The 14833-nt window shown below is 70.9% G+C and carries 12 protein-coding genes; 5 read left to right on the top strand and 7 right to left on the bottom strand.

Features of this window, described 5'->3' with window-relative positions:
* Positions 1–2 precede the first annotated feature (2 nt).
* A complete protein-coding gene (locus B0920_RS01105) occupies positions 3–1412 on the top strand; it encodes a pitrilysin family protein (protein WP_078030755.1) in 1410 nt (469 codons plus the stop codon).
* Positions 1413–1459: 47 nt separating this feature from the next.
* Here the strand turns inward: B0920_RS01105 and B0920_RS01100 are convergent, their stop codons facing one another.
* Positions 1460–2251 carry a TOBE domain-containing protein gene (locus B0920_RS01100; protein WP_078030754.1) on the bottom strand — a complete coding sequence of 264 codons (792 nt, stop codon included), beginning with the start codon at positions 2249–2251 and terminating at the stop codon, positions 1460–1462.
* An 85-nt stretch (positions 2252–2336) separates the two neighbouring features.
* Between B0920_RS01100 and modA the strand changes: the two genes are divergently transcribed.
* The 3 genes from modA to modC are packed head-to-tail and all read left to right on the top strand — an operon-like array spanning position 2337 to position 4854.
* Positions 2337–3077 carry a molybdate ABC transporter substrate-binding protein gene (gene modA, locus B0920_RS01095; RefSeq protein ID WP_078030753.1) on the top strand — a complete coding sequence of 247 codons (741 nt, stop codon included), beginning with the start codon at positions 2337–2339 and terminating at the stop codon, positions 3075–3077.
* Positions 3077–3760, top strand: a complete 684-nt coding sequence (gene modB / locus B0920_RS01090) for a molybdate ABC transporter permease subunit (RefSeq protein ID WP_078030752.1) — start codon at positions 3077–3079, stop codon at positions 3758–3760. The genes modA and modB overlap by 1 nt, the downstream gene beginning before the upstream one ends.
* A complete protein-coding gene (modC, locus tag B0920_RS01085; protein ID WP_078030751.1) occupies positions 3757–4854 on the top strand; it encodes a molybdenum ABC transporter ATP-binding protein in 1098 nt (365 codons plus the stop codon). Before modB ends, modC begins: the two co-directional genes overlap by 4 nt.
* Positions 4855–4882: 28 nt before the next feature.
* Here the strand turns inward: modC and B0920_RS01080 are convergent, their stop codons facing one another.
* Positions 4883–7183 carry a penicillin-binding protein 1A gene (locus B0920_RS01080; RefSeq protein ID WP_078030750.1) on the bottom strand — a complete coding sequence of 767 codons (2301 nt, stop codon included), beginning with the start codon at positions 7181–7183 and terminating at the stop codon, positions 4883–4885.
* A 278-nt stretch (positions 7184–7461) separates the two neighbouring features.
* Between B0920_RS01080 and B0920_RS01075 the strand changes: the two genes are divergently transcribed.
* A complete protein-coding gene (locus B0920_RS01075; RefSeq protein ID WP_078030749.1) occupies positions 7462–9702 on the top strand; it encodes an ATP-binding protein in 2241 nt (746 codons plus the stop codon).
* A gap of 30 nt (positions 9703–9732) precedes the next feature.
* Here B0920_RS01075 and B0920_RS01070 read toward each other — a convergent pair whose 3' ends face one another.
* From B0920_RS01070 to B0920_RS01050, 5 genes are read right to left on the bottom strand one after another with little or no spacing between them, the layout of a single operon-like run.
* Positions 9733–11625, bottom strand: a complete 1893-nt coding sequence (locus B0920_RS01070) for a response regulator (protein ID WP_078030748.1) — start codon at positions 11623–11625, stop codon at positions 9733–9735.
* Entirely contained in the window at positions 11622–12992 is a 1371-nt protein-coding gene (locus tag B0920_RS01065) for a sensor histidine kinase (protein WP_078030747.1), read from the bottom strand. The genes B0920_RS01070 and B0920_RS01065 overlap by 4 nt, the downstream gene beginning before the upstream one ends.
* Entirely contained in the window at positions 12989–14017 is a 1029-nt protein-coding gene (locus tag B0920_RS01060; RefSeq protein WP_078030746.1) for an ATP-binding SpoIIE family protein phosphatase, read from the bottom strand. Before B0920_RS01060 ends, B0920_RS01065 begins: the two co-directional genes overlap by 4 nt.
* Entirely contained in the window at positions 14005–14469 is a 465-nt protein-coding gene (locus B0920_RS01055; RefSeq protein ID WP_078030745.1) for an anti-sigma regulatory factor, read from the bottom strand. The genes B0920_RS01060 and B0920_RS01055 overlap by 13 nt, the downstream gene beginning before the upstream one ends.
* Positions 14469–14825: an STAS domain-containing protein gene (locus tag B0920_RS01050; protein ID WP_078030744.1), complete on the bottom strand. Its 357-nt coding sequence runs from the start codon at positions 14823–14825 to the stop codon at positions 14469–14471. Before B0920_RS01050 ends, B0920_RS01055 begins: the two co-directional genes overlap by 1 nt.
* Positions 14826–14833 lie beyond the last annotated feature (8 nt).

Below are 14833 nucleotides of genomic sequence, written 5' to 3'. Positions count from 1 at the left end.
TCATGCACAAACTGATGCTCGCACTGGCCGTCTCGCTCGCCTTCGCGCCGGCCGCCGCCTTCGCCGACGCGCCCGCTCCGGCAGGCATGCCGTCCTACGCCGCCGACAAGCCGATCCCGGTGCCGAAGATCGCCAAGAAGACCCTGCCCAACGGCCTGACCGTGTGGGTGGTGCCGCGCCAGGGCCTGCCGCGCGTGGACTACGTGCTGGCCATCCGCGGCGCCGGCTTCGCCGCCGACGACCCGGCCCACCCGGCCTTCGCCAACATGCTGGCCGGCCTGCTCAACGAAGGCACGGCCAAGCGCGACTCGCGCGCGATCGCCGAGGCGGCCCAGGGCATGGGCGGCGAAGTGGGCGCCAGCCCGACCTCGGACGGCATCCTGATCCAGGCCAACGCCCTGAGCTCGCACGCCGCGCCCATGATGCAGCTGCTGGCCGAAGTCACGCGCTCGCCGTCCTTCCCCGAGAACGAAGTCCAGCTGGCCAAGGCCAATGCGCTGCAGTCGCTGCGCGTGTCCGAGACCCAGCCGGCCTTCCGCGCCGAGCGCGCGATCAGCAAGGCGGTCTATGGCGACCACCCCTATGGCCGCACCACCCCGACCGTGGAATCGATCAATGTCGTGACCCAGGAAATGCTGCGCGCCGAACACGCCAAGCGCTTCCGTCCGGACCGCGCCCTGCTCGTGATCACCGGCCGCATCAAGGAAGCCGAGGCGATGAAGATGGCCCAGCAGGCCTTCGCCGACTGGAAGGCGAGCGGCCCGGCCCTGACCGAGACCGCCCCGGCGCCGGCGGCGGCCAAGCCCGCACGCATCCTGCTGCAGCGCGACGGCAGCGTGCAGTCGGCGCTGCGCCTGGGCAGCCCGGGCATCGCCGCCAGCGCGCCCGACCAGATCCCGCTGCGCCTGGCGAGCACCATCCTGGGCGGCGGCTTCTCGAGCCGCATCAACACCAACCTGCGCGAGGAAAAGGGCTACACCTACGGCGCATCGGCGGGCGCGCGCATGAACCGCGCCGGCGGCGCCATCGTGGGCGGGGCCGAGGTGCGCAACGAGGTGACCGCGGCCTCGCTGAACGAGTACTTCAGCGAGTACAAGCGCATCGGCGCCGAGCCGGTGCCGGCCAAGGAAATGGAGATGAACAAGCGCTACCTGGCGGGCGGCTACCTGCTGACCAACCAGCTGCAGCGCGGCGTCGCCACCACCCTGGCCTCGAACTGGCTGGTGGGGCTGCCGGCCGAATTCCTCGGCCAGTACGTGCCGCTGATCCAGAAGGTCACGCCGGAGCAGGTGCGCGAGGTGTCGAAGAAGTACTTCGCGCCGGAGAACCAGTCGATCGTCGTGGTTGGCGACCAGAAGGCGGTGGGCGAGCAGCTCAAGGCCTTCGGCGAGTTCACGGTCAGCGACAAGTAAGCCAGGCTCGCAGCGAGCGTCCTTTCCGCCCCGGCGGGGAGGACGTTTCAGGGCAATCCGAGGATCACGCTCGAGGCCTTGAACAGGGCGGTGGCCTCGGAGCCCTCCTCCAGCGCGAGCGCATCCAGGCTCTCGTTGGTGATGGTCGCCGCCACCGTGCCGCCCCCTTCCAGTCCGATCACCACTTCCGCGTTCACCGCGCCACGCACCACCCGCGCCACGCTGCCGGCGAGCTGGTTGCGCGCCGACAGCCGCGCCCCGCTCCCGGTCATCACGATCACCGACGAGGACTTCACCAGCGCATACGCCTGCCGCCCCGGCGCCAGCCCGAGGTTCTGCAGGCTCTCGCGCGTGACGACCGCGACGATCGCCTGCCCGCCCGCCAGCTCCAGCTCGACCTCGTCGTTCACCGCGCCCGTGCGCACCCGGCGCACGGTCCCGAAGAACTGGTTGCGCGCGCTGGTCTTCATGCCCAGCCTCCCCAGCAGGGCCAGGTCGTCGGCCAGCATGCCGGCCTGGCGGTTGAGCCGTTCGAGAAACTCATGGTGCACCTGTTCGATCTTGCGAAAGTTATCCACCAGCTGCTGCCCGCGCGCCGTCAGGCGCGTGCCGCCGCCACCCTTGCCCCCGGTCAGCCGCTCGACCAGCGGCTCGCCCGCCAGGTTGTTCATGGTGTCGATCGCGTCCCAGGCCGCTTTGTAGCTGAGCCCGGCCGCCTTGGCGGCCTGGGTGATCGACCCGGCCTGCGCGATGTGCGCCAGCAGTTCGACCCGCTGGTGGCCCCCAAGGTTCTCGCCCCCCACCGCCATCCACAGCTTGCCCTGCAGTTCGATGCCCATATGCCCTCCACCCTATTGCCAGTGGTCCATCCTATCGTTATATACTCGCATATATAACGCTTCCAGACCAGCCGGAGAGCCCACCATGAAAGCCCATGCCTGCCTGATCGCCATCCTTGGCCTGCCCTTGTGCGCAGTGGCCGCCGAAGTCCAGGTCGCGGTCGCCGCCAACTTCACCGCGCCCATGGAGGCCATCGCGGCCCAGTTCCAGAAGGATACCGGGCACCAGGCCAGGCTGGCCTTCGGCGCCACCGGCAAGTTCTATGCGCAGGTGCGCAATGGCGCCCCCTTCGAGATGCTGCTCTCGGCCGACGACGAGACCCCGGCCAGACTGGAAGCCGAGGGCCATGCCGCCGCCGGCACGCGCTTCACCTACGCGGTCGGCCGCCTGGTGCTGTGGTCGCCCAAGCCGGGCGTGGTCGACGCCCGCGGCGAGGTGCTCAAGTCCGGTTTCCGCCACCTCGCCATCGCCAACCCGAAGACCGCGCCCTACGGCGCCGCGGCCGTGGCCGTGCTCGACAAGCTGGGCCTGCGCGCCGCGCTCCAGCCGCGCATCGTCCAGGGCGAAAGCATCGCCCAGGCCTACCAGTTCGCCAGCACCGGCAACGCCGAACTGGGCTTCGTCGCCATGGCCCAGGTCTGGCGTGACGGCAAGTTGAGCAGCGGCTCCGGCTGGGTCGTGCCGGCGGACCTGCACGCGCCGATCCGCCAGGACGCCGTCATCCTGGCCAAGGGCCGCGACAACCCGGCGGCCAGGGCGCTGGCCGACTACCTGCGCTCGGACAAGGCGAAAGCCCTGATCCGCTCTTTCGGCTACGAGATCTGATGCCCTCCCGCGAGGACCTGGGCGCGATCCGCCTGACGCTCGAACTGGCGACGATCGTCACCCTGCTGCTGCTGGTGCTGGGCACGCCCCTGGCCTGGTGGCTGGCGCGCACCCGCTCGCGCCTGAAGAACGCGGTGGCGGCGGTGGTCGCCCTGCCGCTGGTGCTGCCGCCCACGGTGCTGGGCTTCTACCTGCTGCTCGCGATGGGGCCCGACGGTCCGCTCGGGCGCCTGAGCGGCGCGCTCGGCCTGGGCACCCTGGCCTTCACCTTCCCCGGTCTGGTGATCGCCTCGGTGCTGTATTCGATGCCCTTCGTGGTGCAGCCGCTGCACAACGCCTTCGAGGCCATCGGCGACCGCCCGCTGGAAGTGGCGGCGACCCTGCGCGCCAGCCCCTGGGACACCTTCCGTTCGGTGGTGCTGCCGCTGGCGCGGCCCGGCTTCGTCACCGGCGCCATCCTCGGCTTCGCCCACACCATCGGCGAATTCGGCGTGGTGCTGATGATCGGCGGGAACATCCCAGAACGCACCCGCGTGGTCTCAGTCCAGATCTACGACCACGTCGAGGCGATGGAATACGCCCAGGCCCACTGGCTGGCGGGCGGCATGCTGGTGTTCAGCTTCGTGGTCCTGCTGCTGCTCTACACCCTGTATCCGCAATCGATGCGCGGAGCCCGGCGATGAGCATCCGTGCGCGCTTCGCCATCGACCGCGGCGGCTTCCGCCTGGAAGCCGACCTCACCCTGCCCGCCAGCGGCGTGAGCGCCCTGTTCGGCCATTCCGGCTCGGGCAAGACCACGCTGCTGCGCGCCATCGCGGGACTGGAACGCGCGCCCGGCGGCTACATGGCCCTGGGCGACGAGGTCTGGCAGGACGAGGCGCGCGGCCTGTTCGTGCCCACCTGGCAGCGCGCGGTCGGCATGGTGTTCCAGGAACCGAGCCTGTTCCCCCACCTGTCGGTGCGCGGCAACCTGGAATTCGGGCGCAAGCGCGCCCGGCGCCTGGACCGCCGCGCGCCGCAGCGCCAGCCGGAGCTGGACACGATCGCCGGACTGCTCGGCATCGGGCACCTGCTCGGCCAGGACCCGGCCTCGCTGTCGGGCGGCGAACGCCAGCGGGTGGCGATCGCGCGCACCCTGGTGGCGGCCCCGCGCCTGCTGCTGATGGACGAGCCCCTGGCCGCCCTCGACCTGCGCCGCAAGCTGGAGATCCTGCCCTACCTGGAACGCCTGCACGACGAGCTGTCCCTGCCCATCGTCTACGTCAGCCATGCGGCGGACGAAGTCGCGCGCCTGGCCGACCACCTGGTGCTGCTGGACGGCGGCCGGGTCAGCGCCAGCGGGCCGCTGGCCGAGCTGCTGGCGCGCATAGACCTGGCCGGCGCCTTCGAGGACGACGCCGGCGTGGTGGTGGACGCGGTGCTGGAGGGGCTGGACGAGGACGGCATGTCGCGCCTTGCTTTCCCGGGCGGGACCCTGATCGCGGCGCGCCGCGCCGACGCAACGGGCGCGCCGGGCGCGCGCATGCGCTGCCGCATCCAGGCGCGCGACGTCAGCCTGGCCCTGGAGCGGCCACGCCACTCCAGCATCGTCAACATCCTGCCAGCCGAGGTGAGCGAGACCGCGCCGGCCGGGCCCAGCGGCCAGGTGCTGGTCAAGCTGCAGTGCGGCGGCATCGCGCTGCTGGCGCGCATCTCGGAGCGCTCGCGGCGCGAGCTGGGCATCGTGCCGGGGGCCCGGGTCTGGGCCCAGGTCAAGGCGGTGGCGCTGCTGGCCTGAACCCGCGGCGGGCGCCCAGCGCGGGGCTTCAGCGCGGGCTGTCCTGCGGCTGCGGGGCCTGCGCCGCGGCGCTCTCCTCCACCGGCGCCTGGCCGGCGTATTCCGCATACACCCAGTCCTCGCCGTCGCGGACCACGCCCTCCGGCACCAGCGGCGCACGCTCGGGGGTCTTGGCCAGGGCCACTTTCATGTAGTCGATCCAGATCGGCAGCGCCAGCGTCGAGCCGAACTCGCGCCCGCCCAGCGAGCGCGGTTCGTCGTAGCCCATCCAGGCCACCGCCGCCACGTTGCCGCCATAGCCGCCGAACCAGCCGTCGATGGCGTTGCTGGTGGTGCCGGTCTTGCCCGCGATGTCGACGCGGCCTAGCTGGCGGCCGGCCTGGGCCGCCGTGCCGAAGCGCGCCACGTCGCGCAGCATGCTGTCGAGGATGAAGACGTTGCGCGGATCGAGCACGCGCGCGCCCTCCTGGCGCACCTGGGGCGGCGGCGCCTCGAACAGCGGCTTGCCGTCGCGGTCCTGGATCTTCGCGATCAGCCAGGGCTGGACGCGGTAGCCGCCGTTGGCGATCACGGCGTAGGCGCCGGCCATCTGCAGCGGCGTCACCGCGCCCGTGCCCAGGGCCAGGGTCAGGTTGCGCGGGTGACGCGCGGTGTCGAAGCCGAAGCGCTTGAAATAATCGCGGGTGTAGTCGACGTCCATGCTGCGCAGCATGCGCACCGTGGGCACGTTGCGCGAATGGGTCAGCGCATGGCGCACCGTCACCAGGCCCTCGTAGGTGTTGTCGTCGTTGCGCGGCGACCAGTTGGCGTAGTCCTTCTCGCCGGAGAAGTCGAGCGGCTCGTCGAGGATGGGCGTGCCGGGGAAGAAGCCGCGTTCCAGCGCCGCCGAATAGACGAAGGGCTTGATCGCGGAACCGGGCTGGCGCCAGGCCTGGGTCACGTGGTTGAGCTTTTGCAGCTGGTAGTCGAAACCGCCGACCATGGCGCGGTAGGCGCCGGTGCCGGCGTCGATCGCGACGAAGGCCGCCGCCACCTCGGGCAGCTGGACGATCTCCCAGACCTGGCCCTTGGTTTTCGCCAGGCGCACCACGGCGCCCGGCGCGATCCGCAGCTGCTTGCCCGCTTTCGGCTGCAGCGCGGCGGCGGCGAAGCCCAGGCCGGCCCCGCTGATCTCGATCGTCTCGCCGCCCGCCAGCACGGCGCGCACCCGCTTGGGCGAGGCGGCGGTGACCACGGCCGGCAGCAGGCCGCCGACCGGGCCGCGCTTCTGCAGCGCCTCGGCCACCGCCTCCTCGCGCTCGTCCGCCCCCTTGGGCAGGGCGATGCGCGCTTCCGGCCCGCGGTAGCCGTGGCGGCGGTCGTAGGCCAGCACGCTGCGGCGCAGCGACTGGTAGGCGGCTTCCTGTTCGGCCGCGACGATGGTGGTTACGACGTTGATGCCGCGCTCGTAGGAGGCTTCGCCGAAGCGCGCGAACACCGCCTGGCGCGCGAGTTCCGCCACGTACTCGGAACCCGCGCCCGGGCCGGCGCCGTCGCGGCGCACGCGCAGCGGCTCGTCGAGGGCGCGGCGGTACTGGGCCTGGCTGATCTTGCCGGTCTCGAACATGCGCTTGAGGACCACGCGCTGGCGCTGCTGCGCACGCTGCGGGTTGGCGACCGGGTTGTGGCGGCCCGGGTTCTGCGGCAGCCCGGCCAGCATCGCGGTTTCGGCCAGGCTCAGTTGCTCGAGCGGCTTGCCGAAATAGGTGCGGGCGGCGGCCGCGAAGCCGTAGGCGCGCTGGCCCAGGTAGATCTGGTTCATGTAGACCTCGAGGATCTGGTCCTTGCTGAGGGCCTGCTCGATCTTGTAGGCCAGCGCCACCTCGGTCAGCTTGCGCGGCAGGGTCTTGTCGCGCGACAGGAAGAAGTTGCGCGCCACCTGCATGGTGATGGTGGACGCGCCCTGGCCGTAGCCGCCGCCAAGATTGCTCAGGTTGGCCTTGGCCGCGCCCAGGGCGCGGATCCAGTCGATGCCGTTGTGCTCGTAAAAGCGGGTGTCCTCGATCGCCAGCACGGCCGCCTTCATCTGGGCCGGGATCTTCGCGATCGGCACGAACTCGCGGCGCTCGGCGCCGAATTCGCCGATCAGGACCCCGTCCGCGCTGTAGACGCGCAGCGGGATCTTGGGCCGGTAGTCGGTGACGGCGGCGATGTCCGGCACCTCGGGCAGGATCGAGGCCGCCGCATTCTGGCTCGCCGGGGCGCCGACGAAGGCGAAGGCCAGCGCCAGGCGGCAGGCGCCGCGGCGCCAGCCGGGAAGCGGAAAGGACGAAGAAGTGGGAGTGTTCATGGGGCTGTGGTGGTTGGTTCGGCGATGCGCTCGCATCATACCGAGGGGCGCCGGCCCATGCACCCGGCTTGCGGCGGGTGGCGCCGGGCGAGCCGACAGGTGTCAGCCAGCGCTACCGCCCAGTCTAGATTGTTGCGCCGGCCCACGTCAGCTCCGTTGCAATTCGATACATCTGCGCGCCCGGCCTGTTAGAATGAACCGGTTTCAGGCTGGCCGGCGCCATCTTCGGCCCCTGCCATGCAGAACACGTGCGAAAGCGGCGATGCCCATCATTCTCCATGAAGACGCGTAGTTACCTGACCGCGATCATCCTGATCGTGCTGGCCCCCCTGCTGGCGCTGTCGGCCTGGGGCCTGCACCTGCTGCTGGAGGATGAAAGAGAGGCGCGCCTGGCCGGCGTCGCCGAAAAGGCGCGCTCGATCGCCTTGTCGATCGACCAGGAGCTGGCCGCGGCCGAAGGCGCCCTGCGCGTCATCGCCCAGACCGAACCGATGCGCCGCGAGGACTTCGCGCCGGTCTACGACCTGATGCGCAAGACCATCACCTCGGCCGACTCCTGGGGCGTGCTGTACGACGCCGACGGACGCATGCTGATGCACACCCACCATCCCTATGGCACGCAATTCAACGAAGGTCCGAATCCCTGGGTGCTGGACGCCATCGCGCGCCACCGCGCGAGCGTGTCCGACCTGCGCGATGGACGGGCGGGCAAATCCAAGGTGGTGTCGGTCCAGATGCCGGTGACCACCGCCGAGGGCCGCCAGTTCCTGATCACCCACACCTTCCACGTCAGCCACATCACCAAGCTCCTGCTGCGCAAGGATCTGCCGCACAGCTGGGTGATCGGCGTGTTCGGCACCGACGGCGTCACCCTCGCGCGCAACCTGCGCGAGAACGAGTTCATCGGCAAGCCGGTCAAGCCCAAGCTGTACGAAGCGGCGCGCCGCAACGCCTCCGGCAGGATCCCCAACGTCACCCGCGAAGGGATCGAGGCCTATACCAGCTTCACCCATACCTCACGCGCCGCCTGGACCGTCGCCATCGCCTCGCCGATGGACGAGATCAACAGCCCGGCGCGCACCGCCACCGCCCTCGCGGCCCTGGTGCTGGTGGCCGCCCTCGCCTTCGCGGCGGCCGGCATCATCCTGTTCGCGCGCCGCATCACCGGGTCCACCCGGCTGACGCTGGCGGCCGCCAAGACGCTGGAGGTGGGCGGCATCCCCGAGGTCAGGCCCTCGGGCGTGGTCGAAGCCGACCTGCTGCAGCGCGCCCTGAACGAGGCCGGCGCCAAGCTGGCGCGCGAGAACGAAGCCCGGCGCGCCCTCGAGCGCGAGCGCGAAACCCTGCTGGCGAGCGAGCGCGACGCCCGGCGCGAGGCCGAGAACCAGAACCGCACCAAGGACGAGTTCCTGGCCATGCTGGCGCATGAACTGCGCAATCCGCTGGCGCCGATCGCGGCCGCCGCCCACACCCTGGCGCTGGGCGTGAAGAACGAGAACGTGGTGCGCCGCGCGAGCGAGGTCATCGTGCGCCAGGTCGACCACCTCAAGTCCCTGATCAACGACCTGCTGGACGTCTCGCGCGTCACGCGCGGCCTGGTGGAGATCGAGAAGGAGCCGGTGGAGGTCGCCGCGGTCGTGGCCAGCGCGGTCGAACAGGCCCAGCCCCTGATGCTGGCCCACCGCCACACGCTATCCGTGCGGGCGGACGCGCCCCAGGCGCGCGTGCTGGGCGACCGCACGCGCCTGATCCAGGTGCTGTCGAACCTGCTCAACAACGCCGCCAAGTACACGCCGGACGGCGGCGCCATCGCCCTCGAGGTCGAGCTGCGCGAAGGCGAGGCGGTGATCTCGGTGCGCGACAACGGCATCGGCATCGACAGCGAACTGATGCCGCACGTGTTCGACCTGTTCCGGCAGGCCAAGCGCACCTCGGAGCGGGCCCAGGGCGGGCTCGGACTGGGACTGGCGCTGGTGCGCAGCATCGTCTCGCTGCATGGCGGACGGGTCGAGGGCCACAGCGAGGGACCCGGCAAGGGCTCCTGCTTCGTCCTCCACCTGCCGCTGCTGGCCGGCGAGGCCCAGCAGCCGGCCGCCGTCCCGGCCCTGGCCCACGGCCTCGTGCCGCCAGTGCGGCTGATGATCGTCGACGACAACCTGGACGCCGCGCGCGCCCTGGCCAGCCTGCTGGAAGCCAAGGGCCACCGGGTCAGCGTGCTGCCCGACGCCCCGAGCGCGCTGGAGCGCAGCGCGCAGGAAGCCTACGCCTTGTACATCCTCGACATCGGCCTGCCCGGCATGGACGGCTACGAGCTGGCGCGCCGGCTGCGCGCCATGCCCGGCGCCGGGGAAGCGGTGCTGGTAGCGCTGACCGGCTATGGACAGACGCACGACATCGACAAGGCCTTCGCGGCCGGCTTCGACCACCACTTCGTCAAGCCGATCGACGTCGAGGCGCTGGACCGGATCCTGGCGAAGGCGGCCAGCCGGGCCATCCTGGTCGCGGCCGCGCCGATCTGACGACGCCCGAGGGCGCCGCGGCGCGCCGGCCTATCCCCGCAGCGCCTTTTCCAGATCCTGCAATTCGGCCGGCTTGACCAGGTGGGCGTCGAAGCCCGCCTCCTGCGCGCGGCGGCGATCCTCGGGCGATCCATAGCCGGTGTGCGCCACCAGGCGGATGCGCGACAGCGCCGGATTGCGCTTGATGCGGCGCGCCACCTCGTAGCCATCCACGCCCGGCAGGCCGATGTCGAGCACGATCACGTGCGGCTTGTGGCGCAGCGCCAGCGTCTCGATCTGGCTGGCGTCGGCGGTGGTGGTGGCCTCGTAGCCCATCTCGCCCAGCAGGAAGCCCATCATCTCCATGGCGTCGATGTTGTCGTCCACCAGCAGCACGCGCATGCCGGCGCCGTCCTCACGTACCGCCGCGTCCTCGTCCTGGGCGCCGCTGTGCTGGGTCACGCGCAGCACCGGCAGTTCGACCGTGAAGGTGCTGCCCATGCCGATCCCCGCGCTGTCGGCCGACAGGCGTCCGCCGTGCAGCTCGATCAGGTGCGACACCAGCGACAGGCCGATGCCCAGGCCCTCCGGCGCGCGGTCCGGCGGCACCGCCACCTGGGCGAACATGCCGAAGATGCGCGGCAGGTTGTCCTCGGCGATGCCGATGCCGTTGTCGCGCACCGAGATGCGCACCCGCTCCTCCCCCGCCAGGGAAACCGAGAGCAGAATCTCGCCGTGCTTGGGGGTGAACTTGGCGGCGTTGTGCAGCAGGTTGCCGATCGACTGCGCCAGGCGCACCGAGTCGCCCCGGACCCACACCTGCTGGTCCGGCTTGACCACCTCCAGCCGGTGGCCGCGCGCGGAGATCAGGGGACCGGCGGTCTCGATCGCCTGGCTGATGACCGCGCCGAGGTCAACCTCTTCCTCGCGCAGCACGATCTTGCCTTCCGAAATGCGCGCCACGTCGAGCAGGTCGTCCACCAGGTGGGCCAGGTGGTCGACCTGGCGCGTGATGACTTCGCGCGCCCGCGCCTGGTGCTCGGCCGCGCCCTCGCCCGTCGCGCCCAGCAGGGCGGCGGCGTTGCGGATCGGGCTGAGCGGGTTGCGCAGTTCGTGCGCGAGGGTCGCCAGGAACTGGTTCTTGTTGCTGTCGGCCACGCGCAGCAGGGCTTCCATCTCCTTGCGCGCGGTGATGTCGCTGGTCACCCGCGCCACCCGGTACACCTCGCCGCGCGTGGCGCGCACCGGGAACAGGCGGTCGCGCACCCAGCGCGTCTGGCCGGCCGCGTCGAGGATGCGGAACTCGGCGTCGTAATGGTGTTCCTCGGCCAGGGCTTCCCAGCGCCGCGTCATCATCACGCGGTCGTCCGGATGCACGGCGTCCAGCCAGCCGCCCGGCTGCTGGCGCAGCGACTCGGCGCTGCGGCCCCAGACCGCCGCATAGGCCGGGCTGACGTAGACCAGCTCGCGGCCCGGCACCGAGAACATCCAGAACACGTCGTCGATGTTGTCGGTGAGCTGGCGGAAGCGCTCCTCGCTGTCGCGCAGGTCGACCTGGGTCTGGCGCATGCGCAGCAGGGCGTTGACGTTGGCGATCAGCTCGTCGGCCTCGATCGGCGCCGCCAGGTAGTTGTCGGCGCCGCCCTCCAGGCCGCGGATCTTGTCGGCGCGCCCGGTCAGCGCGGCCGAGGTCTGCAGCACCAGCACGCTGCTGGTCTCGGGGTCGGCCTTGATGCGGCGGCACACCTCGATGCCGTTGATGTCCGGGAGCTTCACGTCCAGCAGCACCAGCGCCGGCACCATGCGCTTGACCAGGTCGAGCGCGTCGGTGCCGTTGGCGGCCTCGGTCACCTGGAATCCCGCGCTTTGCAGGATGCGCGTCTTGGCGTAGCGCGCGCCGTCATTGTCGTCAACGTTCAGGATCTGGGTCGTATGGGCGATCATGGTTCGGTTCCGTCGTTCTCCGCCGGCGGCTGCGGCGCGCGGCGCGGCAGTGTCAGGGTGAATGTCGAACCGACACCCACCGTGCTGGACACGTCGACCCGCCCGCCGAGCAGCCCGGCAAGCTTGCGGCATAAAGGGAGCCCAAGGCCGGTACCCTTGCTGCGCCGCTGCAGCGGGTGCTCGATCTGGCTGAACTCCTCGAAAATCAGTTGCAGGTTATCCGGACCGATGCCGATCCCGGTGTCGGCTACCGAGAACGAGATGGTGTCGTCCTCGAGGTCCAGGCTGGCGAACACGATCACCGAGCCCTGCTCGGTGAACTTGAGCGCGTTCGAGATGAAGTTGCGCAGGATCTGCTGGATCTTGCCTTCGTCCGAATGGAAGGGTTCCTCGATGCCGGAGGGCTCGAACACCAGCTCCACCCTGCCCTCGTCCACCAGCGGCCGCATCATGCCCTTGAGCGTGCGGAACAGGTTCTCGACCACCACCGGCTCGATCGCCACCTGCACCCGCCCGGCCTCGATCTTGGCCAGGTCGAGCAGGTCGTTAACGAGCTCCGACAGGTCGCTCGCGGCCTTTTCGATGAACTTCACCTGGCGCTCCTGCTCCACGGTCAGCTCGCCGTCCATGCGGTCCAGCAGCAGCTGGGCCAGGGCGCGGATCGAGGACAGCGGGGTGCGCAGCTCGTGGCTGGTGTTGGACAGGAAGCGCGACTTCATCTCGTCGGCGCGGCGCAGGCGCTCGGCCTTGTCCTCGATCTCGGCGTACAGGGCGACGATGCCGCGGTTGGTGTCTTCCAGCTCGCGGGTGAGCGAGAGCAGGTCTTCCTGGCGCTCGCGCAGCTCGGCCAGGGCCGACAGCAGCTCCTGGTTCTGCACCTGCAGCTCGTGCAGGGTGTTCGCGACCGGGCTGTCGGCCAGACGCGCGCCCAGTTCGGCCAGACGCGCCGGACCGATGCGCTCCTGGAGCGGCAGGGCCTTGCGCACGGTGACCGTGGTCGCGCCTTCCGGGCCCGGGTCGACCTCGCAGGCGTCCATCAGCCGGTGCGCGGTGACGATCGCCAGCTGGTGCAGCGACTGGGCCTCGTCGTCGAATTCCGGCAGGCCGGCCGCGCGCGGGCCGTTGCCGGCGCCGATCAAGACCTCCAGGTGCTGGCGCCCGCCCATCTCGCGCAGCTGGAACTGGGCGCGACCGCCGGAGCCCTGGTGGCAGGCGCCGCGCGCCACCTCGGACACCGCGGTGGCGATGCGCACCTGGTCCTGCTGCGAGAAGCCGAGCAGGCTCGACACCTGGCGCGCGCGCTGGCGCACCAGCACCACGTCCTGGTCCTTGTCCAGGCCCACGCTCAGGATGCGCTGGACGCTCATCGGCGCGTCCCCGCGCGCCTGACCACCAGCACCATCGCGTCGTCGCGGCGGCGGATGTAGTCGCGCATCAGGACCGCCGCGATGAGCAGCGGGCTGCGCCCCTCCAGGCCCGGGTAGCGGCCCAGGTCCCACTGGGTCTGGATGCCGTCCGAATGCAGGATGCACAGCGCCCCATGCCGGAAGGGCAGCGCGAACTCCTGCACCTTGCGCATGTTGTGGCCGACGATGCCGTTGTGCGAGACCAGGGCGCGGCGCCCGGCGTCGAAGACATAGCCGGCGATGTTGCCGACCCCGGCGAAGCGCAGCTCGTCGCGGTCGTAGTCGAGGCGGGCCGCGGCCAGGGCCGCGCCGCGCGTGATGCGCAGGGCCTCGTTGGCGGCGTGCATCAGCTCGCCGGCCGGGATGCCGGGGCGCTGGGCCAGCGCCTCGATGGCGAGGTTGGCGGCGCGCGCCGCCTCGGGGCCGTGTCCCAGCCCGTCGGCCGCCAGCAGGGTGGCGCCGTCGCGCTCGCAGCTCACCGCCCAGCCGTCGCCGCAGGCTTCCTCGCCGGCCATCGGGGCCCACAGCGCGCCCACGTCCAGGCCGCAATGGTCGGGAGCGGGCAGGTCGCGCCACAGGCGCATGAAGAAGGCGGAGCCCTTGCCCGGCTCGGTGTAGACGTCGAACTCGTCGGACAGGCGGCGCAGCGCTCCCAGGCCGGTGCCCGCCGTGCCGGCGGTCGACATGCCGTCGACCAGGCTGGCGGCCAGGTCGTGGATGCCGGGACCCTTGTCCATGGCCAGCACGTCGATCCCGACGCCGGAGGCCGACTGGGCCGGCCCGACGTGGATCTCGCCCTCGCCCGCGTGCTTGAGGATGTTGGTCGCGGCCTCGGTGATGATCAGGGCGAGCTGGCCGGCGCGCGTCTCGTTGTAGCCGAGGGCGTCGGCCAGGCGCTGGCCGACCCGGCGCGCGGCCGCCACGTCGCTGGCGTGGGTGATCGCGAACACGTGTTGCGGACTGCGCGAACTGATCAGCGTTTCCATTTGACCACCGAGACGGCTGTGCCCTCGCCCGGACGGCTGTCGATATCGAACTCGTCGACCAGGCGGCGCGAACCGCCCAGGCCCAGCCCGAGGCCGCCGCCGGTGGTGAAGCCGTCGCGCAGGGCGCTGTCGATGTCGGGGATGCCCGGCCCGCCGTCGACGAAGATCAGCCCCACGCCCTGGCGCATGCCGTCCGAGAGCGCGTCGAGGCAGACTTCGCCGCCGCCGCCGTACTTGAGGGTGTTGCGCGCAAGTTCGCTGGCGGCGGTGACCAGCTTGGTCTGGTCCACCAGCGAGAGCGCGATCGCCACCGCGCGTTCGCGCACCTGCTTGCGCAAGCCCACGACGTCTTCGTCCGAGCGCAGCGGCAGGATTACCCGCCCCGTGCGCTGCTGGCGGCGGCGCTCCAGCAGCTCGGTCTCGAACAGGACATTGGTCTGCGCGTCACCCATCACTTATAGCTCTTTCCGAGCAGGGCCATGCCCTTCTCGACGTTCAATGCGGTCTTCACGCCGTGCAGGGTGAGGCCCAGTTCGACCAGGGTGATCGCCACCGCCGGCTGCATGCCCACCACCACGGTCTGGGCGTCGAGCACGCGCGCCATGGCGGCGGTGTTGCTGATCATGCGGCCGATGAAGGAGTCGACCAGGTCGAGCGCCGAGATGTCGATCAGGACGCCCTTGGCGTTGTCGCGCACGATGCGCTCGGTCAGGTCGTCCTGCAGGGTCATGGCCAGGCGGTCGTGCATGTCGACCTGGATCGTCACGAGCAGCAGGTCGCCCATGCGCAGGATAGGGATGCGTTCCATGTGCGCGG

Origin of the sequence: Massilia sp. KIM, from assembly GCF_002007115.1 — a bacterium.
In the GTDB taxonomy this organism is placed as follows: domain Bacteria; phylum Pseudomonadota; class Gammaproteobacteria; order Burkholderiales; family Burkholderiaceae_D; genus Telluria.
Note: the sequence above shows the minus strand (reverse complement) of the source record. Positions and strands in the feature narration are given on the sequence as shown.